Origin of the sequence: Celeribacter arenosi, from assembly GCF_039539485.1 — a bacterium.
Taxonomy (GTDB): domain Bacteria; phylum Pseudomonadota; class Alphaproteobacteria; order Rhodobacterales; family Rhodobacteraceae; genus Celeribacter; species Celeribacter arenosi.
On record NZ_BAABDF010000007.1, the window covers coordinates 110,036 to 133,691 of the forward strand.

Consider the following 23,656-nt stretch of genomic DNA (forward strand, 5'->3'; position numbering starts at 1 on the left):
AAAGGGTGTCGCGTTTGGCTGTATCGCTTTGGTGACGGATTTATTGCAATTTCATGACGTGTGATTGCATCACGATTTATGTCAGCAATATTGACTTACCGCACGGTTCCACCGAACTCTGCTCGCGGAGGAATTTACATGACCCTGTCCGATATCTTTGCGGATCGCACCGAACGCATGACCGCATCAGAAATCCGCGAGTTGCTGAAACTTCTCGACCAGCCCGATATCATTTCTTTTGCAGGGGGCATCCCCGACCCCGCGCTTTTCCCCAGAGAAGCCTTCGCGGACGCCTTTGCACATGCCATGGAAGACGGCGCGGCGGGCATATCGTTGCAATACGCGACATCCGAGGGTTACACGCCGCTGCGCGACTGGATTGCCGATCACATGGCCTCACTCGGCGTGACCTGTTCGCGCGACAACATTCTGGTCACGGCGGGTTCCCAACAGGCACTGGATTACCTCGGCAAGATATTCCTCAACAAAAATGACACGGCCTTGGTCGGATGGCCGACCTATCTCGGCGCATTGGGCGCGTTCAACGCCTATGAGCCGCGCTTTGATCGCCTAGATCCCGCTGATAACCGCGCGTCTGAAGACATCGCATCGGTGGCCAAAGAGGCGGGCGGGCGCGTGAAGTTCGCCTATGTTTCACCGGATTTCGCCAACCCGACCGGCGTCACGATGAGGTTGGAGGAAAGGCGCGCTGTGTTGGAGAGGGCCAGATCGCTCGACTGCGCGGTCATCGAAGACGCGGCCTATCAGGCCCTGCGGTATGACGGAAAACCCATACCGCCGATCCTCGCACTCGAAATGGCCGAGACCGGCGATATCAATGCGTGTCGCACCATCTACCTCGGCTCATTCTCCAAAACGCTGGCACCGGGTTTGCGCGTTGGCTGGGTCGTTGCGGCCAAACCCGTCATCGACCGTCTGGTGCTGACCAAGCAAGCAGCCGACCTACAAACGGCGACGCTGAACCAGATCGTTGTGAACGAGGTGGCGCGCAAGGTTTTCGACAGTCACGTTGGAATTCTGCGCGAAAACTATGGCGCCCGCATGCATGCCATGCTCGACGCACTCGCGCGCGAGATGCCGGATGGCGTGACATGGGTGGAGCCTGAGGGCGGGATGTTTGTCTGGCTCACCCTGCCACGCGGAATAGATGGAAAAAGCTTACTCAAAGACGCCCTGAAGGCGAACGTCGCCTTTGTTCCCGGGCAGGCATTTTATGCCGACGGCTCGAACACAAACACGCTGCGTCTGAATTTTTCGATGTCGGGACCCTCAGTAATCAACGAAGGGATCGCGCGGCTCGCCAAAGTAATTCGCGCCGCGCTCTGAGCACCTAAACGGACATGCAGATGTACTTCATCTCCAGATAGTCATCGATCCCGTGGCGTGACCCTTCGCGGCCCATGCCCGATTGTTTGACCCCGCCAAAGGGAGCGACTTCGGTCGAGATGATGCCGGTGTTCACCCCGACGATCCCGTATTCCAACGCTTCGGCGACCTTGTAGACGCGGCTAAGATCGCGCGCGAAGAAATAGGATGCGAGGCCAAAGATCGTGTCGTTGGCCATCGCGATCACTTCGTCCTCGTCGGAAAAACGGAAAAGCGGGGCGAGGGGCGCAAAGGTCTCTTCCTTGGCGACTTTCATATCCTGCGTGATGCCGGTCATGATGGTCGGCGCCACGAAAGTGCCCCCCAGACCGGTTGTGCACGACAGTTTCACCTGCGCGCCCTTTGATTTGGCATCGGCGATATGGTCGTTGAATTTTTCGACCGCCGCTGTGTTGATGAGCGGGCCGATGTCAGTGCCTGCCTCCGCGCCGTCGCCGATTTTCAGGGCCCGTACCGCATCGGCGAGCTTTTCGGCGAAAGCATCATAGACGCCGTCCTGCACGTAAATCCGGTTGGCACAGACGCAGGTCTGGCCGTTATTGCGGAATTTGCATTGCATCGCGCCCTCGACGGCAGCGTCGAGGTCTGCGTCATCAAATACGATAAACGGGGCATTGCCACCCAGTTCCATGGATACTTTTTTGACCTGAGGGGCCGCCTGTTCGAGAAGGATACGCCCCACGCGGGTCGATCCGGTGAAGGTGATTTTTCGCACGTCCTCATTCTCGCAAAACTCTTTGCCTATTGCGGAGGAATCAGATGAGGGAACCACGTTAAAGACACCTGCGGGGACGCCGGCGCGTTGGGCGAGAACTCCCATGGCGATCGCCGATAAAGGCGTAAGTTCGGCGGGACGTGCGACGAATGTGCAACCGGCGGCGAGGGCGGGCGCGACCTTTCGCGCGATCATAGCGTTGGGGAAATTCCACGGCGTGATAGAGGCCGCGACGCCGACGGGTTGGCGAATAACCATGATCCGTTTGTCAGGTTGGTGCCCGGGAATGGTCTCGCCGTAAACGCGCTTTGCCTCTTCGCCGAACCATTCCACGTAGGATGCCCCGTAGAGGATTTCGCCCGCCGCCTCGCTCAAAGGTTTCCCCTGTTCGGAGGTCAAAATGAGGGCGAGGTCGTCTTTCGCCGCGACCATGAGATCATGCCATTTGCGCAAAATGCCCGCGCGATCCTTGCCCGTGCGCGCAGCCCATTCTTTCTGCGCCGTCTTTGCGGCAGAAATGGCTTTGGCCACATCCGCGCGGTCCAGATCGGCCACATTGGCGATGACCTCGCCCGTGGCAGGGTTCGTCACCTCAAAGGTCGCTCCGGAGGCACCGCCAACCAGCGCCCCGTCAACCAATGCGTAGCCGCAGAGTAGTTCGGGGTCGGCGAGGCGGGCGGATAGGCTATCGGAAACGGATACGGACATGGGTTGCTCCTGCAGTCAGATTGGGAAGTAACCACCCCGAAGGTCGGCTGTCCATATCAACTAGATGCGTACAATAAGGTTCCGATCATTCGCCAAATGAGCCGAGCGCCTTATAGTCGATTTGCCCGAGCGCATTTTTCATGGTTTCGATGTCCGCGCCCGAGGCCTGAACCAGAATGCGGTTGCCGATCAATCCTGACAGTTCGCCGTCTTGGTTCACAAATTTTTCACGCCCGACCCGTTCCATTTTGAGGCCCATCATCGCCGCATTGGTGATCATGCCGCTCATCATGGTGATCATCGGACTGTCGGCAAGGATGGTCAGTGTGTATTCCTCACCTGCGTCGTTGAAGTAGCGCGCACTTGCCCCCGTGCCGCCTCCGAACATGGCCATGCCTGCACCCAGTTCGCTATCATCTTCACGGCTCCAACCGTCAGGTGCCTCAGGCAGGAAATCGGCGAGCGCGCCGGTCTGCATGCTCTGCAAAAGCTGTTTGGCATAATCGAGTTCTTCGATCGCGTAGGAAATGTCGCCGTCGGCATAGGCCGCCATCGCGCTATCCAAAGTATCGGTGACATCGTCGCCCAGTGCTGGGGATGCTGCGAAGATCATTGCGAAGGCGGCAGTGCGCAAATGAGACATGGGAATGCTCCATTCATTTTAGTGTCTGACAATTGTACAATCTCTTACCCTAAAAGTGAAACGAACAGCCGTGACAGGCACCGGTAGATGCAGGGAGGAAAAACAGTGAATGGCAATTTCTGGATCACGGTCGTTCTGCCCGTCGCTTTGCTCGCTGTGCTCGGTTGGGTGTTGCCCCATGTCTTGGCGCCACGCGGCACGCGATCTCACCGACAACTGGCGCGCGCGGTTTTGATCTCCGCAGTCGTGTTGGTCATTGTGGGGGCCGCGCTCTTTGCAGCACTCAGAATTTTGGGCGGCGGAGCGAGCCTGACCTTAATTGAGGTCCGTCCGTTTGCCGTGATGTGGTATTTCCTGATACGATCTGCCTACGCAGTCCTGATCTGGGGTCCCATTCTGGCGTTGTCATGGTATAGCCTCGCCAGACAGATCGAAGATGCCCGCGCCCGCGATATCGTGCGGCAAGGCCGCGGTTGAAACGAAAAAGGGGATCGGTGTTGGTCGGGTTCTTTCGCTTTCTCATCATTGGGTTCATTGCGCTGAGCGTTCTCTATGGGCTCCTTGTCCTCTATGTGCGCTCGCTCACACGCGAACGGCTCGAAGATGAATGGGCCGAAGAGGGTTCAATCGGCGATCTGGATACCTATGTAAAAGAGGGGATGGACGCCTATGAGAAATCTTTCCTTCCTAAGCTTCTCCTACTCGTTTACGTCCTGCCATTGATCGCATTCTGCGTGATATTTTACATTATGAACTTCTCCTGAAGGCACCCGCCGATGCGCTATTTCAAATATTCAGTAATCGCTTTCCTGATCCTCTTTGTATTCGGGTTTCTGCATTACTCCATGCCGCAACATGACATTGTGCGCATCGTAAACACCTATGAGGAACGTCAGGAGCTCACCGGTTGGACCTCCATGTTCTGGCAGGGGTCAAACAATGGCACGGCCACGACCCAGAACCGCGATGTGCAGTTCATTCAGGCGGTGCGCCCGAACGGCAAATCCATTGTCTATCGTAACGAAGACACCGGTTGGGGATGGCCGCCGTATTTCAAATTCGACACGGCGAACCTCTATACCGAGGCCAACGATGCCATTTCGACAAAGGACGATCCAGAATGGGTCTCTGTGACCCACTACGGCTGGCGTTCCGAAGTCCTGTCGATTTTCCCAAATGCGATGGGGATCAAAACCGTTGCCGGACCGGATGTGCGCATCATTCCGTGGGTCAACATCATCCTTCTGACCTTTTTGCTGATCATTGTCGTGCTGCTGCGTCGTATGTGGCTGCAGTTCCGCGAACGCACGATTGATCCACTGGTCGAAGATGTCGATGAAGCGTGGGACAATACCACGACCCGCGCACGCGGGTGGTTCCGCCGCAAACGCTAGCGTTTGTGGTAGGTTAGCGCGCTCGCGATCAGGTGGCGTATGGGGCCCTCTGCGGCCTCTAGGTCAGTGACTTTCACATGCACCGCCCGATTTCCTTCGACACTGAATGCGCCCGAGAAATGCGCGGCGAAATCGGAAATGATGGACGTCTGACAATGCGCAAATATGGCGATGCTACCGGGATTCGGCGCGCCGAGGCGGATGGTGCTCCCTGATTTTGTTTCAGGTGTGAGATAGGATGGTTGCCCCCATTTCAGGGTTTCCTCCAGCCGCCCGACGCCCTGTGTTGAGCGTGCGACATCGAAGATCATGGCGCGCACCCGCAACAACGCAGTCCGCGCATCTTCGTCGAAATCAGCAAATGCTGCTTCGGTGGCTGGATCACGGAAGGCTGGTTCAGCCTTCTCCATAGGGGACCCAGACCGTTTTGACCTCGGTCGCCTGCGCGAGCCGATCGCGTGCGGACCACGCCCGTTGCGTGCCGTTGTTGACCCATGTGCGTTTCAGGTTCCCCGCACTCTCGCGTTCGATCACGGTCGAGATATCTGCAGATGAGAAGGACCAGACAGCATCAATGTCGAGGTGCCCCGCCATCGGTTTTGCCAGCTCCGTGTGGCTCCCCGTCAGGATGTTCACCACGCCGCCGGGCACATCGGATGTGTCCAGAACCTGATAGAAATCGGTCGCCGCCAATGGGTAGGCCTCAGATGCGACGGCGATCACACGGTTGCCCATCGCAATGGCGGGCGCAATCGCGTCTACGAGGCCGCCGAGAGGCCGATCATCGCAGAACGCACCGATGACACCCACGGCTTCGTTCATCGCCAATGCAACACCACGCATCGGGACGGGCTTCGCCGCGCTGTCGTATTTGTCACACCACGCCGCGTAGGTGAAAAGCGTCGACACCGCATCGTCAACTTCTGAGGTGGCTTTTGCCGCGGACACTCCGGTGAGATCATGAATGCGGCCCGCAAACTCATCTGTGCGCGCGGACAGGTTTTCGCCAATGTAATAGAGGATCTGTGCACGCAAATGCGCAGTGGCCTTGGTCCATCCTTTTGCGCCATGTGCCGCTTCGACAGCATTGCGCAGGTCTTTGCGGTTCGCGAGCGACGCGTGGCCGAGCAACTTGCCCTTTGGGCCATAGACCGCGCGGGAATAACCGCTATCAGGGCGTGCCTGTTTGCCGCCGACATAGAGTTTCGATGTCCGGTCGAGGCCTTCGACAATGGCCGCGTCGGGTGCTTTTACGGCAGGGGCCGGTTTCACGGGCGTGGCTTTGCCTTTGGGTTTGGAATAGGCCATCAGCCCCTCCCAACCGCCTTCGCGCCCGAACCCGCTTTCGCGCACACCGCCAAAACCTGCGGCGGCATCGAACATATTCGTGCCGTTGACCCAGACCACACCGGCCACGAGTTTCGGCGCCACGTCGAGCGCAAGGTTGAGGTTCTCGGACCACACGGTCGCGGCCAGACCATAGCGTGTGTTGTTGGCGACCTCGACGGCCTCCGCGGGCGTGCGGAAGGTCGTGGAAACCAGAACCGGACCAAAGATTTCTTCCTGCATCAACATTGCGGCGGGATGCAGTCCGGTGATCAGCGTCGGCGGGTAATAGCACCCTTCCGGCACCGCGCAGGGTTGATGCACAACGCCCTCTGGGCCGCCTTTGGCCACGAGATCCTCGATCCGGCTCAGTTGGACAGGGTCCACGATCGCGCCCACATCGATGCATTTGTCGAGCGGGTCACCCGTGCGCAGTTTCGCCATCCGTTCAATCAGGCGGGCGTGGAAATCATCCGCGATCCCTTCCTGCACCAACAGGCGCGATCCCGCGCAGCAAACCTGCCCCTGATTAAAGAAGATGGCATCCACCAACCCCTCAACGGCACTGTCGATATCGGCATCCTCAAACACGATGTAGGGCGATTTCCCGCCCAACTCCAAGGTCAGGGATTTTCCAGAGCCCGCGGTCGCTTCGCGGATGCGACGCCCGACCGCGGTGGAGCCGGTGAAGGCGATTTTGTCGACATCGGAATCGACCAGCGCGGCACCGGTTTCACCGTCCCCGGTGATGATATTCACAACGCCCTTGGGCAATCCGGCCTCGACGCAGATCTCGGCAAAGACCATTGCAGAAAGTGACGTGTATTCCGCCGGTTTCAAGACAACGGTGTTTCCCATGGCAATTGCGGGTGCGATTTTCCACGCGAGCATCAGAAGCGGAAAGTTCCACGGAATAATCTGGCCACAAACGCCGAGCGCCTCACGGTCAGGCAATTCACTATCCATGAGTTGCGCCATACCGGCGTGGTAATAGAAATGCCGCGCGACCAGTGGGATGTCCAAATCACGGGTTTCGCGGATCGGTTTCCCGTTATCCAGCGTTTCGATGACGGACAGGAGACGGCTGTGTTTTTGAACCAACCGCGCGATCGCATAGAGGTATTTCGCACGCTGGTGACCCGGTAGCTTTGCCCATTTGGGCTGCGCCTTGCGGGCGGCAGCAACGGCTGTGGCCACGTCGTCTGCCGTGGATTTTGTCAGCCCGGCCAGTCGTTTGCCGGTAGCGGGATTGAGGACGTCCATATCATCACGAACCGGCCCCCATTTCCCATCCACGAAGTTTCCTGCGATGCCTCCACGGGCCTCGATCCACGCGAGCGCCTCCGACGCACTTTCCGGAGCCGGGCCGTAGTCCATGGTCTCGAATATCTCTTTCACGTTCATTTCTCGCCGCCCTTCATGGTCTTTTTCCTAGCCAGAACATCCATGCGTTAGGCCATCGCATGGCGCCAGGATGCCGAATAATTTCCGGTCACGTAATGCTCCAACTGACGCTCGATATCGTTCAGAAGGCTGGATGCGCCAAACCGGAACAAATGGGGCGACAGCCAATGGTCGCCGAGCTCTTCTTTGATAAGTGCCAGATAGGTGAGTGAATCCTTGGCCTTCGAAATCCCGCCTGCGGGTTTGTATCCCACACGGAATCCGGTGCGCGCCTGATAGTCGCGGATCGCGCGGATCATGGTCAGCGACACGGGCAAGGTAGCATTCACGCTCTCTTTGCCGGTCGATGTTTTGATGAAATCCGCACCCGCCATCATACAAACGTAGGAGGCACGCGCGACATTGCGCAATGAGCCAAGCTCACCCGTCGCCAGAATTGCCTTAACATGTGCCTCGCCGCATGCAGCGCGAAACGCGCACATTTCGTCGTAGAGCGCCTGCCAGTTTCCAGTGAGGACATGGCGACGCGAGATCACGATGTCGATTTCTTTGGCACCAGCCTTCACACTCTCTTCGATCTCTTTGATACGCAGGTGAAAGGGCGAGAGGCCGGCGGGAAAACCAGTGGACACCGCCGCAACCGGTATGCCTGTCCCGTCTAGCGCGGCGACCGCCGTCTCGACCATATCATGGTAAACGCAGACCGCGCCGGTGGTGATGGGCCCCATGCCGAGGGCGTCGAGGATGTCTGCGCGCACGGGCTGTGCCGCCTTGGCACACAACCGACGCACGCGACCTGCGGTGTCATCGCCCGACAATGTGGTGAGATCGATCATCGTAATCGCCTTCAAAAGCCACGCTGCCTGATACTCTTTTTTGACACTGCGCCGCCCGGGCAGGGTCGCGCATCGCCGCTCGATGGCGGACGTATTGGCCTGCACCGCCAAGACGAGATCCATGTCCAGAGCCATGCCCGCATTACGCGGTTCATGGACCTGTGGCAGATGCGTTGCCAGTGTCGATTTTGTGAGGGTGTCGCTCGTCATCGCGTTTCTCCGTGGCCGTCCTGCAAAGGCTCGCACGGAAAGAGGACATTGGCAATGTTTGACCATATGGTCAAACTGGCTGAATGACGCCTTTTTGGTGTTTGACGCGATATTGCCGCGGCGTCATTCCAAAACGTGCTCGAAAGAGGCGGTGAAAATGGCTCATGTTCTGGATCCCGATCTCATCCGCAATCTCTGAAAGCGGGTCGGGTGTTCCCGCCAATTGGCGCGCGGCATAGTCCATGCGCAGCGCATTCACGAAATCCGATGGGGTCTGATCGAAATGGGCCCGCATCGTGCGCGCCACATGGGCGTGCGCTTTGCCGCATTGCGCGACCAGTCCGGCCGCACCTTCACGAAAGACATTGGGGTCCTGCGCCGCGGCCATCGCCGTCACGAGCCATGTCGGAGCCGCAGCTGGTGCCTCGCGCAATTCCCCGCACAATTCCGCCATGAGCGGCAGGAGAAAAGCATCGAGATAGAGTTGCGACCGAGGCGCGCCTTCCAGCGCAATCGCTGAGGAGGAAAGGCGGGCGAGATGGCGGCTATCGCGGTGCACGCGCACCGGTGCAGTGCCCGCCTCACGAAAGAACCGCGTGGTTTGAGGGTATCGCTCCCACATATCTTTGATGCGGCGGCGGCGAATGATGATGTTTACGAGGTGGCTTTCCTCACCGACGCCCTGCAGCCCGTGCGCCACGCCAGGGGAGACAAAGACGATGTCGCCTTCGTTCAGGGTCTCGCGTCCTTCCTCGGTCACAAAGCGCGCACGCCCGTTGTGGAGCCAGAAGAGTTCAAAGTAGTCCTGACTATGCAACGCCTTTGGGCGCCGGTTTGACAGAACCGATCGTGAGAAGTGAAAGTCTTCTCCGGACGCAAGTATGTCTTTTTGATTGAGCTTCGAGGCCAGCATGGCTTCACCCTATCACAGCCTCACCGGTTGCGGCGTCAAAATCCCATGCAATTCTGATTTTTAAAGGCGGCTTTCGTCGCTGTGCACCTTTGGCGAGCAGATTGTCGCGTTCAGGTTGTCGAGGGTGACACGGTCCCACAAAAAAGCTAAGCCCCGAACACGAAAACCCAAGGAGAATCGCCCATGTCATCTGCACGCCCCATCAAGATCGCTCCGTCGATTCTCGCCGCTGATTTCGCGGATTTCGGACGTGAGATCGAAGCCGTCGAGGCGCAGGGAGCCGATTGGATCCATGTCGACGTGATGGACGGACACTTCGTGCCGAACCTGACCTTTGGCCCCGCGATGTGCAAAGCGATCCGTCCCCACATCAAAACCGTGATGGACGTTCACTTGATGATCGCGCCGGTGGACCCCTACATCGATGCATTCGCCGAGGCGGGGGCAGATATCATCACGGCACATGTCGAGGCTGGCCCCCATATCCATCGCACGCTGCAGGCGATCCGTGCGAGCGGAGCCAAGGCGGGTGTCGCACTCAACCCTGCAACACCGGCAGAGGCGGTGGAGCACCTTCTCGATCTGGCGGACCTCGTCTGTGTGATGACGGTAAACCCCGGTTTCGGGGGACAATCGTTTATCGATATGACCGGAAAGATCCGCAAATTGAGATCGATGATCGGGGATCGCGATATTTCGATCGAGATCGACGGTGGTGTTGATCCCAAAACGGCTCCCCTCGTTGCGGCAGCCGGGGCAGATGTGTTGGTGGCGGGATCCGCGGTTTTCCGTGGTGGCTCGTCGGCGCAGCCGGCGGCCTACGGCACCAATATCACTGCAATTCGCGCGGCAGCCGAGGCTGCACGTTAAGCGCCCTCTGAATCTTCACCTTCTGAGAGCGGCGCGATGAAGGTCACGCCCTCTTCTTTCCCGAATGCGGCGGTTTGCGCCCAATACCGCTGGGTGATGCCGTGATACGCTTCTTGTGACCAGCCCGGAATGTTCACGCTTCCGACGGGCCTGTCGGGCAAATTGTCAGGGACTGCGAATTCGGCCAGGAATCGTCGAACGAGGTTTTCGAAGGCAATGTCATCAACCGGTGGGGTCGATGCAACCTCACCAAATAGCTGACGCATCCCTTTCGCACTCAAAATTTGCCGCAGCGGCGCATAGGACCGCGCGACGGGTGCGTCGCGTGGCAGGCGCCCCAATTCGCGCAGCACACGTGGCCAAATCAGGGGCGCATCTTCTTCGCGCCAAGCGACAATGGAAGACGTCGGTAGGGCGGCTCGCAATTCTTGCAGCCCCTGTTCCCATCCGAGCGTGGCAGTGTCGCAGTTGCGCAGGAACGGCGTCATTTTCCCGGCAAGTTCGGGTGTCGAAAGTGCATCGCTCACAAAGCCCACGGGATCGCGCAGTGAAATCGCAATCCTGACGTCGGAAGTGTCGAAAAGCTCTGCCACGCGGGCAACATTTACCCCGAGGTCGGCGTACAATCGACCTTCGCTGAAGGCCGCATCGAGCGCGCCTGCCCAGAGCACGTCGGACATCAACAAATGCGACGTTTTCCGGTTCTTGAGGATCTGCGACAGGAGCTCGATTTGCTCCGCTTCGATGGGTGGCAGACCGTCGAGTTTCTGCAGGATGTCGGCGACCGGTGCGCGGTATTCTTTCTGGCGCGGCACGAAAGTACCACCCGCCTCAAAGGCGGGATTATTGGCGCGCAGACCAGCGATGAGGCGGGGTGCGCCTGCGAAATGCAGTCCGACGTGCAGTGTAACTCGCATCCTTGGCTCCTCCGTGGGACCTAATGCGCGGTTTCACCCTTTTCGACCGTGAAGAAGAACTCGTCTTCTGGATCGCGCGACACGATCTCATCGGGAATCGACTCCGGGCCGGAGAGAAAGACATTAGCCCCGAAATGATGATGCATCCGCGACAGTTTCTCCAGCCGTTCAGAGGTCAATTCGTCGTAAAAGGCCGCATAATTTCCCGCCGCTTTCAATTCGGCAATCTTTGCGCGATGCGCTGCAACGCATCCTTCATGCGCCGCACGGATATCAGAATCTTCCATCAGGCGGTCAAACTCGGCGCGTGCTTTCGGCATCATCCGCTGGATTGAAAGGTCTTCGGTGCCATTGTTGTTCATGCGGAACCAGTAGGCCATGCCCTGATCGCGATCGACGTGGTTCACACGCCCTCGGTCCCGTTTGACCAGAAAACTCTCGGCGGAGCGCACAGCATAATGGTTCAGCTGCACGATATCGTATCCATAGGTGCGCGCTGTAGAGCGCCAGGCATTGCGATACTCCGTGCGCGGCATCGCCACGCCGGAGCCATTGTACCAGCGGATTTTATCCCAGATTTGCGGTTTAAGCCCCTTGGGGCGGTGCACGCCAAGTTTTTTAAACAGGCCGATGTTTTTGAACAGGGTTTTGAACCCCCACGCCTGATGCGGTTTGTTGGCGAATTCTGGCGCGCATCGGGTGAACTGTTCGATCAGGAACCGGTCCTCGTAGCCATGGATATCCGCGTTTCCAAACAGGCGCCACGTGCAGGAAATGAGGTTCGCATCCGGCACGGCTGCAAAGAGAGCCGTAATCGTCCCGTCGCCGGTTTTCACATTGACGAACTCATCGACATCCATGGAAATTGCCCAATCCGCGCTGGTCACCACGTCTTCGGTTTCCGCCTTTTGCAGCGCATAATGCTGGGGTTTCAGGCCGCTGCCGTGGAAGTCATTGTTGCGATGCTGGACATAGCCTTTGTCCTGAAGGAGCTGCAAAAAGCTGTTCGTCCCATCCGTGCAGTCATTGGTGTAGACCAGAAATCCCTCGATACCGATCGCGCGATGGTAGGCCAGCCATTCGAGGATAAAGGGGCCTTCGTTCTTCATGCATGTGACGATGGTCACGGAGTTGTCGCCGCGCGGAGGTTTGGACAGCTTTTCTTCGGGCATCCGCACAGCGTCGTGACCCCACTCGGATTTCGCCAGATCGATCAGTTTGGCATGTTCGATCAAGGACGCCTTTGGCACAATTTTCGAGACCGTCGGCGCACGATGCCTCAGGGCCATACAGCGATAGAATTCTGCCGAGCTGCGCGGTGTCACGCCACCAATGCGCACCAGCCGGAACACGGCGGACTCGGGCAGGTTGGCGGGCGCGACACACCACCGGCCACGTCGCCCGGGTTCATCGAATTGAACGCAGATGTGGTCTGCAAATCGCACGTCTTCGCCATTGCGCACGCGCCACGGATAACAGGCGCGGCCAACGAGTTGGATCATCCCTTCGGGAGCGGCCGCCGCTTGGTCGAAAATCGTCCCGCGATCGGTGGATGGCACTAAATCATGGACGTCGAAATTTGCCGCCGCACGGACAGTTCCGAGAAACCGTTTGCGCAACAATTCATATATCTGCACCGCACCGAGAGGCGCGTGCCAAGGGTCGTCTTTGGGAACCTTCATGCGGTCTTTTCCGGGAGCGCCCGGAGTTGCGTAGGGCGAATGCTCCGCTGCGGTGTCTGGCTGCCCGAGGGGCACGTCTGCATGCACAACGATGACGCGTAAATCGCCATCATACGCTGTGACCCAATCGCGAAGGTTCTGAACAAACGCCCTGTCCGCATCAGGGGCAGATCGGTCAAGGATCAACGCGCCGTTCATTCCTTGGTGCTGCGCGTGAAATTCGAGCCATTCGCAAACCTGTGCAGCCGTTTCACCGTTGCGGATCGAGACCGCAACATCACGACCCTCCAACATTTCGGGCTCCGGCGTTGTGAGCGCTACGACGATTTCCTCGCCTTCAAAATATGCGCGCACGCCGCCATCCCTGAGGGTGCCACGAATACAGGGTGCGTTGCCTATGGTTCCTATCGAAGGGTCGCCCAGAAGATTCTCCGCGACCGCTTGGGACACCTGGTCCCCAACCGAAAAAAACATCTCCGCTTGCCCGTCGTCGGCTTCGATAGCTTGCAAAAGCGTTGCGGCACCAAGGCGTTGGGCGGAAATCCGGCGTTCAAAGAACTCACCCATCCGAGACCTCCTGCCCGATGCCCTGGATGAGACGCGCGTGATCGCGAAGTTTTCCAAATCGCGGCGGCGTGGAGGTTTGCATCAGCTCCAGTTGCCACATCAGGTCGACGACTTCCTTGCGTCGTTTGAGCTTTTCCAGAACCCCACGGTGATAGCTCACACAGGCGTCATGTAGCGGGTTGAACTCCGCCAAGGCCGAACGGGCGGCACGTGTGGCTTCCTGCATGGGCTCGATGCGCAGGTCTTCCTGTGTGTTGAAATTGCGCAGCGCCCAATAGCCCGCATCGACCGGTTTTTCGGTGTGATTTGGCAATCCACGCGCAGCTTTGAGAACAAACTCCTCAATAGAGCGCACGGAATAGTGGTTGAGCCACGCACGTTCCGGCAGGGTCAAATGACCGAGGAGCTGAATGAAACTTTGGCCTTCCATGAACCGCGACGGCATGGGTTTTGCAAAGGTATCAACCCAACGCGCCTGTTTGCCTTTCGGGCGGTGCACACCCAATCCGTCAAATGCAGAAGGGCGGTGGAGTGTTTTGAAATGATTTGCGGTTGGCACGGCGACAAAGTCCGGCGCGGCGCGGGTAAAACGGTCCGTGACAGGTGTGTCTTCCCACTGGGATCGCCCGGAATGACCGAACAGATGCCACCGCAGCGGCATTGCGTCAGCATCATCTGGCAATAGATTTGAGATGTTGCCTCCGTCGCTTACGACAAGATACTCATCCACATCAAAAAACAACGCCTGCTCTGCTGCGCGGTAGAGATCGTGTTTGGCGAAAAGTTTCAGCGCCTGCCATTGCGGCGGTCTGGGGCCTTTGGGGGTAAAGGGGAGATGCGTGATGTGACCGGCATCCGCGAGTGCATCGAGAAGGGCACCCGAGCCGTCGGATAGGTCATGCGACGCAATCAGAAAATGCGTGATCCCGGCCGCCTGATGATGCGCAATCCAGTCGAGAAGCCAAGGCCCCTCATCGCGCAAACAGGTTATGCCAAGTCGCTCCAAACCGATTGTCCTATCCTGCCCCCGCCCGCGGTTTTCCCGCTTTTTTCGTCCTTTGTTGGTCTCACAGGGGTATGACCAAGTCAAGGATGCCTCAACCCTTGTATAACCTCACGAAATCCGTTCATTTATTGTCTCTTTTCCCCTGCGACGTGGCGCACCAAATCGGCTAGGGTAGCTGAAACAGGACATAGAACGCGCTCCCAACGGAGCAGGATTGAGCAAGACGGACGTAAAAATGACCACACTTCCCGAGATAGCGTCACTATGGATCGGCGATGAATTGAGCTGGCTCGAGCAACTCTGCCTGAAAAGCTTTGCGGATGCGGGCCACCACACGACGCTATACTCTTACAGTCCGATTTCAAACGTCCCGCACGGTGTGCATACCGCGGATGCGGCACAAATCTATCCAGGCGATCCCATTCTCCGTCACGCACGAACAGGGTCCCCGGCCATTCACGCCGACATGTGGCGGCTGAATTTGCTGAAAAAAACCGACAAGATATGGGTCGATGCGGACATGTATTGCTATCGCCCCTTTGCGTTCACGAGCCAGTTTGTCTTTGGCTGGGAAAAGCCTGGCTTGGTCTGCAATGCCGTGCTGGGCCTTCCGCGCGACAGCAAGGCGCTCGATGGGCTTTTGTCGTTTTTCAACGATGAGTACGCAATTGCGCCATGGTTGAAGGACTGGCAGATCGCCGAACTGGAGGCCGCACGTGACGCAGGAAATCCGGTGCATATGACTGAACAGGAATGGGGTTTTACCGGACCCGCATCCGTTACCCATTTTCTCAATGAAACCGGAGAGATTGAGAACGCACTGCCGGAACCGGCCTTTTACCCGGTCAGTTTTAAACAACGTAACCACATGATCATGAGCCGCTTCACCGTCGAAGACCGGTTCACTGATGATACGTGCGGCGTCCATTTTTGGGCACGACGGATGAAGCCGAGATTGGCGGAGCAGGAGAATAACGTCCCGCGCCAAGGCTCGTTTATGCACGGGCTGCTGGCCCGCCACGGCATCGACCCGTCGCTGGCGCTGATCCCGATTAAAGAGAAACCTACCGAGGACGACAGCGTCGATCGCGATGATCCGCAGTTTCGTGCCCAAATCGGCCTCGCCGCATTGAAAGACGGCTCTACCTTCGGCGCGGTCGCTAAGGAATTCGACGTGGACCGCAAATTCGTGCGCGCCTGTCGTGATCAAATCCGTGACAACGCGGCCAAGCTTTTTGACGGGACCTGATTTATGGTGACCTGCGCTGATATCATCGGCAACTATCCGCATTGGCGGCATTTCCTACAGACCGTGAACCTGCCATCGTTCGATCCCCCGGCGCGCCGGTTTGTCTTTATGAAGAACTTCAAGCCCGACTGGGCGGCTGATTTCGAGACGTTGATGGCGAACTTGGAAAAAGAGGCAGGTATCGACATGTATGAAGATGTCCAACGCAAGTTCGGCGATATCGCATGACGCAGGATGGGATCACAGCCGAGACCAAGGTGGAGTGGCGTCAAACCCTGCGCACGCTCGGCGAGGCCGAGGGGTTTTTCGAAGAGCTCGGTCGCCAACATTCGGCGCTCCATGTTGCGCGGGGCAAAACGCTCATCGTGACCTTTGAAAACCTCGATCATGTTTTCGATTTCAACGATGGGAAATTGCCGTGGGGCTATGATTTTGTGACCAACAACGGGTGGTCGCTCCTCGGTTTGATGGCGCACGACTGGACGTGGTACCGCGATGAGGCCGTGCTCGATTTCTTCGACCGGCTCGCCAGGGAAGGGTTCTTCGAGCAGTTCGAAAAGGTGGTGTTCTATGGTGCATCGATGGGCGCCTATGCGGCGGCGGCTTTTTCGGCGGCGGCACCGGGGGCCACGGTTGTTCTGATTTCCCCACAGGCCACGCTGTCGCGCGATGATGCCAGTTGGGAGACCCGGTACCGGAAAGCATGGTCTCGCGACTTTTCGGGCCGCTACGGCTATGCGCCTGACATGCTCTCAGATGCAGATAAGGTGTACCTTTTCTATGACCCGCTTGCCCCACTGGACGCCATGCACGCCGCGCTGTTTCGGGGCGCAAACGTTCTGAAACTCAGATGCCGTTACTTCGGCCATCGAATTGCGTCGATGTGGGGGCGGATGGGGGTTCTCAAACCTATCGTTGAGGGCGCGATCACGGGCACCTTGAGCGAGAAAGAGTTTTATCACCTCCTGCGCGAACGCCGCGAATTGCGTCGCTATCAACGCGAAATGCTTGAGCGGCTTGAGAAAATAGATCGCCCCGGGCTGATCGTGATCTATTGCCGTGCGGTGCTTGCCCGCAGTGCCGGTCCGCGGTTCCGACAGGCAATGACCCGCGCCCAAAGGAAGCTGTCGGGGACCAAATCTCAGTAGGCGAGGCGTTTGGCGATCCGCGTCAGGAGCGTGGGGGCTATCGCGATCAGGATCACAATCCGCACAAGATGGTGGATGGAGATATAGGCAACATCCGCTTCCATCGCGAGCGCCACCAGCGACATCTCCGTCAATCCGCCCGGTGCGTAGGCAAGGATCACTTGTTCCGTGGTTTGCCCGAAAGCCGTGTGAAACGCCAAGGCGGCGGCGAGCGTCACTGCAAGCATGATGGTTGTACCGCCAAAGGATAGGGCAACTGTTTGCGCCACGAGACGCCCGCTCGCCCCCCGGAAACGGCAACCCATCGTGGCCCCCATAATGATCTGCGCCGCGATAATAAGCGCGACAGGCGGCGAAGAATGGGTGATGCCAACCATATGCGCCACCGCCGAAAACATCAGCGGCCCGAGCAATCCCGGGGCAGGCAAGCGCAGGAGTGTGCCAAACCACGAGCCGGCAACCGCGCAGATCAATAGAATGCCAGCGCTCGCCCAAGTGAGTGCCGCCGTCGGGTCGGAGTTCGTGATAATGCCTGAGACTTCGTACCCCAGAACGACACGAAACCAGAATGCGATGATCGAAATCGACAGGACGATACGGGCTGCGTGGGCGAGGATGATGCGCTTGGCGTCTCCACCCATCGCTTCGCCAATCACCATCATTTCGTTGATCCCGCCGGGCATGGCCGAAAAGAACGCAGTGTAGGGATCGAGGCGCCCGACCTTCATGTATAACGGCACCACCAACAATGCGGCGATGCCGATATACGCCGTCAAACCCAATAGCGAGAGCCCCCAGTGGAGCAGGTTCCCGAAGGTGTCGGTGTCAAAACCGGATCCGAGCATCACCCCAATTACGGGGATCACAAAGGGGCGTAGGTTGTCGGGCCCTTCCAGCGGGGCCCCCGCCATCACGGCGACAAACACCACTAGGATCGCGCCCAGCATCCAAGGCAAAGGCAAACCGAGAACGAAAAACAACCCACCACCCAGAGCCCCAAGCGCCAAGGTTGCGAGTGTCGCCAATGATAGCCGAGGAACAATAGGGAGACGGGCAGACACCAGAACGACATCCTTTGTTGATAGAGGTTGCCTACCCGCGCCCGCGTGGTGGGGCAAGACGAATTGCAGCCAATGCCAGCCGGATCGCCTATCTACAGGGCGCCGGTGGCCGTTACAAAACCTTCGAAATTCTGTCACAAAAACTTGTCGCCACGCGCGTTAGGTCCCCCCGACTGGACGTGGGGGACAACATGCTCGTCGTAGAAGAGCTGACCAAAACTTTTGGCGCCAATACCGCCGTTGATCGCGTGACCTTTTCTGTGGATGGGCCGAAAATGATCGGCATCATCGGGCGCTCCGGCGCGGGAAAATCCACGTTTTTGCGCATGATGAACCGTCTGACCGACGCGTCATCGGGAAAGCTGATTTTTAATGGCCGCAATGTGCTCTCCCTGAAGGGGGCGGAGCGGCGTGCGTGGCAATCCGACTGCGCGATGATTTTTCAACAGTTCAACCTCGTGCCCCGCATGGATGTGGTCTCCAACGTGTTGCACGGCACGCTCGGGCGTCAGTCGACGGTTGCGACAATGTTCAATTTATTCGCGCGCGAAGACATACATAAAGCGATCGATATCCTCGAACGTCTGGGCATTGCACAACACGCGGCCAAACGGGCCGAGGCCTTGTCGGGCGGCCAACAACAACGGGTGGCGATAGCCCGTGCGGTGATGCAGGACCCCAAAATTGTCCTCGCCGATGAACCCATTGCATCGCTCGATCCGATGAACGCCCAACAGGTCATGCAGGATTTGCGCCGCATTCACGAAGAAGACGGCCGCATGGTGATCGCCAATCTGCACACTCTCGATACCGCGCGGCGCTATTGCGACCGGATCATCGGGATGCGGGATGGAAGAATGGTATTCGACGGCACCCCCGAGCAGCTGACGACCGGTGCCGCCCGCGACATCTACGGCGCGGGGGCGGATTTTTCCGAAGCCACGACATCCACCGAAATCCGCAGCCATGACACGGTCGTGGAAACGGAAATCCGCGCCGCCGAGGTGCGGGTCTGACGACATACGAAAACCCTTTCCCCGCATGAATGACTGACGCGGGTTTCAACAACTGGAGAGAACGATGAAGAAACTGCTTGCTGCCGCTCTTGCCACCACCGCTCTGGTCGGTGCCGCCACCGCTCAGGATATCTCTGGGTTCAACATCGGAATTCTGGGCGGCGAAAACGCGCAGGACCGTCTGAACAACCACGAGTGCCTCAAATCCTATAGCGAAGAGGCCCTCGGTGTTCCGGTCAAACTCTTTGCCCCGGCCGACTACAACGGCGTTATTCAGGGCCTTCTGGGCGGCACTATCGACATGGCGTGGCTCGGCGCATCTGCCTATGCTGCTACATACCTACAGGACCCCGAAGCGGTTGAGCCGGTTCTGGTAAAAATCAATCTCGATGGCTCCTACGGCTACCACTCCATCGGGTTCGCACGCAAAGATTCCGGCATCAACTCGCTCGACGACATGGAAGGCAAAGTGTTCGGCTTTGGTGATCCGAATTCAACCTCCGGCTATCTTATCCCCTCGATCGAGATCCCGACCTACAAAGACGGGATCACCATGGAATCCGGCGAATACTTTGGTGAAGTCAAATTCACCGGTGGTCACGAGCAGACAATCGTTGCCGTGAACAATGGCGACATCGATGGCGGTGTGACCTGGGCAGACGGGCAGGGCGCATGGGAAGACGGCTTTAACTCTGGCGCATTGCGCAAGGCGGTAGACGCAGGTCTCGTCGACATGAACGACCTTGTTCAAATCTGGATTTCCAAACCGATCCCCGAGGGTCCGATCGTTCTGCGCAAATCGCTGCCCGATGACGTCAAAGCCAAAATGACCGCGCTCATCGACGGTCTTTATGACGCCGACAAGGAATGCACCTACAACATCTCCGCCGGTGAATCCCTCGGGTTCGATCCGATCTCTCACGACGCGTACCTCTCGATCATCGAAGCACGCAAGTCCAAGTCCAACTAATCACCGGACCCGTCTTCGGGGCCTGCCGTTTCGCGCGGCGGGCCCCATTTTTAGGAGCATTTTCCAATGGCCTACGTCGACCACGATCCACGGGCTCACTACTTGGCGCTCGTGCAGCGCAAACGCCTTTACGGTGGCATCATGTTCGCGGTTTTCGTGTTGTTGCTCGTCTCCGGTTTCGTGCTGGCGGATGATCGCAATGCCGGCGGTTTTTGGAATGGGCTCCCCAATATCCTCGGATTTCCATCCGATGTGATTGCCGACACTTTGCCGCGTCTGGATCTGCTTCCCGGGCATCTGGCTAAATACTTCCCCGCTCTTGTTGAAACGGTCAATATTGCCGCCGCCTCGACACTCATCGGGACGGCGCTGGCCATGTTGCTATCCCTGTTGTCTACCCGTGGTCTTGCGCGCTGGCCCCGTTTGGCGCCCCTGTTTCGCCGTGTGATGGATCTGATGCGGGCAATTCCGGAAATCGTGATTGCTCTGGTGTTGATCTTTGTACTCGGCGGGGGGCCGGTGCCGGCGATGATTGCGATTGCCTTTCATACCGGCGGGGCGCTCGGGAAACTGTTTTCCGAGGTCAATGAAAACGCCGACCTGAAACCGGTCGAAGGCCTCGCCTCGGTGGGCGCGACATGGGGGCAGCGCATGTGGCTCGGCATCATCCCGCAAGTTGCGCCGAACTATTTTTCCTACGCCTTGCTGCGGTTCGAAATCAATATCCGCGCCTCGGCCATTCTCGGCTTTGTCGGGGCGGGCGGCATTGGTTACGAGCTCAAAAACGCGATGAGTTGGGGGCAGGGAAAGTTCGACGAAGCCGCCGCAATTTTCATCCTTCTCTTCGCGACGATCGTCGTCTTTGACCAACTGTCGAGTTACGTGCGCAACCGGCTTGTTTCTCAGGAGCACCACTGATGTCTGACGCGATGCTAGAAATGGTCGATCTGCACGGTCAGGCCGACTGGATCATTGCCAGAAAAAAGCTGGTCTCCATCGGGCTGCCTTTGGTCGTTCTGGCCTATTTGACCTACATCTTTTTCGCTTTTGATATCCATGGCCTCGCCGAACGCGCGCGGTGGGACAATGCGAAAACGTTGGTATCGGACATGTATTCCTACAAAACCGTGGTCTCGCGCGACAATCGCACAGGCGAGACCAAGGTCGCAGTCGAAGGCGAACGCAAAGGGGCCTATCCCGAAGGCACTTCACCAGACTGGGTCGTCTTTGACGGCGCAACAACGCATGTCGATCTCGGCGGCGGTCAACAGGTGACGTTTCTGGCGGATTCCGCGCTTAGGCTCGTCATCCCCGACTTCGGGACGATCGAGGCAAAGGTTGACGGCCGCACCATCACCACCAACCTGACAGAGCCACTGCCTGAATGGGTGTCCTTTTCCAAAACCCGCCTGCAGATCACCACCGACGAAGGCCGCGTATCGCTGACACGCAATAGGTCGGAGGTGTTCAATTACTTCACCGGATGGGAACTCTTCTGGTTCACGCTCGACAGTCCCTATGCCGGTCATGGTCTCTTCGAGATCCTGTTCGGGGACCGGATCGACCCCGCCCGATCCAATATTGCGGGCGCATGGAATGATTTCTGGGAAAACCCGATGTGGCGCCATGTGGATGTGGCATGGGCTATTTTCGAAACGATCCTGATGGCCTTTCTGGGCACGTTCGGTGCGGCTGTCATTTCCCTCCCGCTGGCTTTCCTCGCGGCCAAGAATTTCGCCCCCCTGCAGACGATCCGCTTCGCGCTGCGCCGTGTCTTCGACCTGTTCCGTGGTATCGACGGGTTGATTTGGACAATCCTGCTCAGTCGCGCCTTCGGACCCGGGCCGATGACCGGGGCTCTCGCTATCCTGCTCACCGACACGGGGTCATTTGGAAAAATGTTCTCCGAAGCGCTCGAGAATGTTGACGGAAAGCAGATCGACGGCGTCGCCTCCACAGGGGCGTCGGTTGCCCACCGATATCGGTTTGGGGTGATCCCACAGGTCACGCCCGTGCTTTTGTCCCAAGTCCTCTATTTCTTTGAATCCAACATCCGCTCGGCCACCATAATCGGTGCGATCACGGGCGGCGGGATCGGCCTGCTTTTGACGCAAGCGATGATCACGCAAAAGGACTGGGAAGAGGTGACCTATTACATCATCCTGGTGATCATCATGGTCATGGTGATGGATTCAGTATCGGGATGGCTGCGTCGCAAACTGATCCGTGGCGAATGAGAATTCAACATCAACCCGCGTGAGGTCACCAGATGCCAAAGCTTAGCGCAACCGAGCCATACCTCCACGAGGGGGTTGTCGTCAGCGGATCGCAGTTTGGCGCATTCTGCGAGGTGGGCAAAGGCAGCCGTGTCCAGAATTGCGAATTCTCGGACTATGCCTATTGCGACCAATTCGCGGATATTGCCAACACCACTCTCGGTAAATTCGCCAATATCGCCGCGTTTACGCGGATCGGGCCGACAGACCATCCCTATCGAACTGCATCGCTGCATCACTTTCTCTACCGGTCGTCATACTACTGGGATGACGCAGAGGATGATCCCGCGTTCTTTCGTCATCGCGCCTCAAGGCGCACGCATATCGGCCATGACACATGGGTCGGACATGGTGCGATCATCAAACCCGAAGTGACGATTGGCAACGGCGCTATCGTGGCGGCTGGCGCGGTGGTGACCAAAGACGTCGCGCCCTACATGATTGTCGCGGGCATCCCCGCCGTCCCGATCCGCGCCCGATACCCCGATGGCGTGGCTGCGCGCATGGAAGCGCTCGCGTGGTGGGATTGGGGTCATGACCGCTTGCGCGCGGCACTCGATAATTTCCGCGTCCTTGAAGCGCGAGATTTCCTCGCCCTCTACGAGTGATCAGTCACCCGTGACGGTCAGCGTGACTTTATCGCCTGCAAAATAGGTCTCGCCGCGTTCCACGGGGATGCCGTCCGGCGTCGTGTTGATCGCGAGCGAGCGTAGAATTGGATCACCCTCTTTCAGGCCGAGGTGCAAAGCCTGTGTTGGTGTCGCCGCTACGGCAGACAGGCGCGTTTCGGCGCGCAGATAGTCGGCGATCCCATTTTGCGCCAAAGCCTGCGTGACCGAATGTTCATTGTGCAATGTCTGGGCCAGATCCCCAACGCGAGCCTGCGGAAAAACCGAGATGAAATGTGCAATCGGCGTGCCGTTCGAATTGGACAGGCCCTCGTAAACAACGACCGGATCGCCCCCGGGAATACGCAGCGCTTCGGCTTCGCCGGCATCGCAGGGACGGGTTTCGATGCGCAACGGTTGTTTAGCGGCCACGCGACCTGTGGCTGCAATGGCGCGATGGAAACGGACCCTTTTTCCCAACGGATACTCCGTCGGCTCAGCGGTGACAAAGGCCCCCGATCCGCGGCGGGTCCGCACCATTCCTCTCGCCACCAGATCACTGATTGCATGGCGCACCGTGTGGCGGTTCACGCCAAAACGGGTGGCGAGTGCGGCCTCCGTGGCAAGCCGGTCACCGGCGCGATAATGGCCGGCCGCGATTTCGCTCTGCAGGGTCGCTGCGATAGATTTCCAGACCGGTGTGCGTGTCATCTGTCACCAAAACTTCACA

24 protein-coding genes are annotated in these 23,656 nt (G+C 58.3%); 13 read left to right on the plus strand and 11 right to left on the minus strand.

Going from position 1 to position 23,656, the window contains the following annotated elements; translation table 11 throughout:
• The first annotated feature begins 138 nt into the window (after positions 1-138).
• Complete coding sequence (locus ABD815_RS08165; RefSeq protein WP_344846178.1) at positions 139-1,347, plus strand: aminotransferase-like domain-containing protein; 1,209 nt, start codon at positions 139-141, stop codon at positions 1,345-1,347.
• Positions 1,348-1,351: 4 nt separating this feature from the next.
• On the opposite strand, the gene ABD815_RS08170 is transcribed toward ABD815_RS08165, so the two are convergent.
• Together ABD815_RS08170 and ABD815_RS08175 are read right to left on the minus strand one after the other, a co-directional pair.
• Positions 1,352-2,830 (minus strand): NAD-dependent succinate-semialdehyde dehydrogenase, encoded by a 1,479-nt coding sequence (locus tag ABD815_RS08170; protein WP_344846180.1) that lies wholly within the window; start codon positions 2,828-2,830, stop codon positions 1,352-1,354.
• 85 nt (positions 2,831-2,915) lie between these two features.
• Complete coding sequence (locus ABD815_RS08175) at positions 2,916-3,473, minus strand: hypothetical protein (RefSeq protein WP_344846181.1); 558 nt, start codon at positions 3,471-3,473, stop codon at positions 2,916-2,918.
• Positions 3,474-3,578: 105 nt separating this feature from the next.
• Between ABD815_RS08175 and ABD815_RS08180 the strand changes: the two genes are divergently transcribed.
• Genes ABD815_RS08180 through ABD815_RS08190 form a run of 3 tightly spaced genes read left to right on the plus strand, consistent with a single transcriptional unit; the run spans position 3,579 to position 4,867 of the window.
• Positions 3,579-3,950 (plus strand): hypothetical protein, encoded by a 372-nt coding sequence (locus ABD815_RS08180; RefSeq protein ID WP_344846183.1) that lies wholly within the window; start codon positions 3,579-3,581, stop codon positions 3,948-3,950.
• 20 nt (positions 3,951-3,970) lie between these two features.
• The gene (locus tag ABD815_RS08185; RefSeq protein WP_344846185.1) at positions 3,971-4,237 is read left to right on the plus strand and encodes a hypothetical protein; all 267 of its coding nucleotides are present in this window, start codon (positions 3,971-3,973) and stop codon (positions 4,235-4,237) included.
• A gap of 12 nt (positions 4,238-4,249) precedes the next feature.
• Positions 4,250-4,867 (plus strand): DUF1523 family protein, encoded by a 618-nt coding sequence (locus ABD815_RS08190; protein ID WP_344846187.1) that lies wholly within the window; start codon positions 4,250-4,252, stop codon positions 4,865-4,867.
• Here the strand turns inward: ABD815_RS08190 and ABD815_RS08195 are convergent.
• The 4 genes from ABD815_RS08195 to ABD815_RS08210 all read right to left on the minus strand — a co-directional run bounded on the left by ABD815_RS08195 (position 4,864) and on the right by ABD815_RS08210 (position 9,556).
• A complete protein-coding gene (locus ABD815_RS08195; protein WP_344846189.1) occupies positions 4,864-5,277 on the minus strand; it encodes a DUF1801 domain-containing protein in 414 nt (137 codons plus the stop codon). The genes ABD815_RS08190 and ABD815_RS08195 overlap by 4 nt on opposite strands.
• Positions 5,264-7,597, minus strand: a complete 2,334-nt coding sequence (locus ABD815_RS08200) for an aldehyde dehydrogenase family protein (RefSeq protein ID WP_344846191.1) — start codon at positions 7,595-7,597, stop codon at positions 5,264-5,266. The genes ABD815_RS08195 and ABD815_RS08200 overlap by 14 nt, the downstream gene beginning before the upstream one ends.
• A 47-nt stretch (positions 7,598-7,644) precedes the next feature.
• Positions 7,645-8,643 (minus strand): deoxyribose-phosphate aldolase, encoded by a 999-nt coding sequence (deoC, locus tag ABD815_RS08205; RefSeq protein WP_344846193.1) that lies wholly within the window; start codon positions 8,641-8,643, stop codon positions 7,645-7,647.
• A gap of 70 nt (positions 8,644-8,713) precedes the next feature.
• Positions 8,714-9,556: a helix-turn-helix domain-containing protein gene (locus ABD815_RS08210; protein WP_344846194.1), complete on the minus strand. Its 843-nt coding sequence runs from the start codon at positions 9,554-9,556 to the stop codon at positions 8,714-8,716.
• A gap of 183 nt (positions 9,557-9,739) precedes the next feature.
• Here ABD815_RS08210 and rpe point away from each other — a divergent pair, with 183 nt between their 5' ends.
• On the plus strand, positions 9,740-10,426 hold the full coding sequence (gene rpe / locus ABD815_RS08215; RefSeq protein ID WP_344846196.1) for a ribulose-phosphate 3-epimerase: 687 nt from the start codon (positions 9,740-9,742) through the stop codon (positions 10,424-10,426).
• Here the strand turns inward: rpe and ABD815_RS08220 are convergent.
• Genes ABD815_RS08220 through ABD815_RS08230 form a run of 3 tightly spaced genes read right to left on the minus strand, consistent with a single transcriptional unit; the run spans position 10,423 to position 14,598 of the window.
• On the minus strand, positions 10,423-11,343 hold the full coding sequence (locus tag ABD815_RS08220) for a hypothetical protein (protein WP_344846198.1): 921 nt from the start codon (positions 11,341-11,343) through the stop codon (positions 10,423-10,425). The genes rpe and ABD815_RS08220 overlap by 4 nt on opposite strands.
• A 20-nt stretch (positions 11,344-11,363) precedes the next feature.
• Positions 11,364-13,592 (minus strand): glycosyltransferase family 2 protein, encoded by a 2,229-nt coding sequence (locus ABD815_RS08225; RefSeq protein ID WP_344846200.1) that lies wholly within the window; start codon positions 13,590-13,592, stop codon positions 11,364-11,366.
• Positions 13,585-14,598: a glycosyltransferase family 2 protein gene (locus ABD815_RS08230; RefSeq protein ID WP_344846202.1), complete on the minus strand. Its 1,014-nt coding sequence runs from the start codon at positions 14,596-14,598 to the stop codon at positions 13,585-13,587. Before ABD815_RS08230 ends, ABD815_RS08225 begins: the two co-directional genes overlap by 8 nt.
• A 214-nt stretch (positions 14,599-14,812) precedes the next feature.
• Here ABD815_RS08230 and ABD815_RS08235 point away from each other — a divergent pair, with 214 nt between their 5' ends.
• The 3 genes from ABD815_RS08235 to ABD815_RS08245 are packed head-to-tail and all read left to right on the plus strand — an operon-like array spanning position 14,813 to position 16,995.
• Complete coding sequence (locus ABD815_RS08235; protein WP_344846204.1) at positions 14,813-15,847, plus strand: hypothetical protein; 1,035 nt, start codon at positions 14,813-14,815, stop codon at positions 15,845-15,847.
• Positions 15,848-15,850: 3 nt separating this feature from the next.
• Complete coding sequence (locus ABD815_RS08240) at positions 15,851-16,075, plus strand: hypothetical protein (protein WP_344846206.1); 225 nt, start codon at positions 15,851-15,853, stop codon at positions 16,073-16,075.
• Entirely contained in the window at positions 16,072-16,995 is a 924-nt protein-coding gene (locus ABD815_RS08245; protein WP_344846208.1) for a phosphoadenosine phosphosulfate reductase, read from the plus strand. Before ABD815_RS08240 ends, ABD815_RS08245 begins: the two co-directional genes overlap by 4 nt.
• Here ABD815_RS08245 and ABD815_RS08250 read toward each other — a convergent pair.
• On the minus strand, positions 16,989-18,056 hold the full coding sequence (locus tag ABD815_RS08250) for an AbrB family transcriptional regulator (RefSeq protein ID WP_344846210.1): 1,068 nt from the start codon (positions 18,054-18,056) through the stop codon (positions 16,989-16,991). The genes ABD815_RS08245 and ABD815_RS08250 overlap by 7 nt on opposite strands.
• A gap of 191 nt (positions 18,057-18,247) precedes the next feature.
• Here ABD815_RS08250 and phnC point away from each other — a divergent pair, with 191 nt between their 5' ends.
• The 5 genes from phnC (at position 18,248) to ABD815_RS08275 (ending at position 22,926) form a co-directional block, all read left to right on the plus strand.
• The gene (gene phnC / locus ABD815_RS08255) at positions 18,248-19,072 is read left to right on the plus strand and encodes a phosphonate ABC transporter ATP-binding protein (RefSeq protein ID WP_344848581.1); all 825 of its coding nucleotides are present in this window, start codon (positions 18,248-18,250) and stop codon (positions 19,070-19,072) included.
• A gap of 64 nt (positions 19,073-19,136) precedes the next feature.
• The gene (phnD, locus tag ABD815_RS08260) at positions 19,137-20,042 is read left to right on the plus strand and encodes a phosphonate ABC transporter substrate-binding protein (protein ID WP_344846212.1); all 906 of its coding nucleotides are present in this window, start codon (positions 19,137-19,139) and stop codon (positions 20,040-20,042) included.
• A 66-nt stretch (positions 20,043-20,108) separates the two neighbouring features.
• Complete coding sequence (phnE, locus tag ABD815_RS08265) at positions 20,109-20,960, plus strand: phosphonate ABC transporter, permease protein PhnE (RefSeq protein ID WP_344846214.1); 852 nt, start codon at positions 20,109-20,111, stop codon at positions 20,958-20,960.
• Positions 20,960-22,279, plus strand: a complete 1,320-nt coding sequence (phnE, locus tag ABD815_RS08270) for a phosphonate ABC transporter, permease protein PhnE (RefSeq protein ID WP_344846216.1) — start codon at positions 20,960-20,962, stop codon at positions 22,277-22,279. The genes phnE (ABD815_RS08265) and phnE (ABD815_RS08270) overlap by 1 nt, the downstream gene beginning before the upstream one ends.
• Positions 22,280-22,311: 32 nt before the next feature.
• Positions 22,312-22,926, plus strand: coding sequence for an LbetaH domain-containing protein (locus ABD815_RS08275; RefSeq protein ID WP_344846218.1), 615 nt, complete (start codon positions 22,312-22,314; stop codon positions 22,924-22,926).
• On the opposite strand, the gene phnF is transcribed toward ABD815_RS08275, so the two are convergent.
• On the minus strand, positions 22,927-23,637 hold the full coding sequence (gene phnF / locus ABD815_RS08280) for a phosphonate metabolism transcriptional regulator PhnF (RefSeq protein ID WP_344846220.1): 711 nt from the start codon (positions 23,635-23,637) through the stop codon (positions 22,927-22,929).
• Positions 23,638-23,656: the final 19 nt, after the last annotated feature.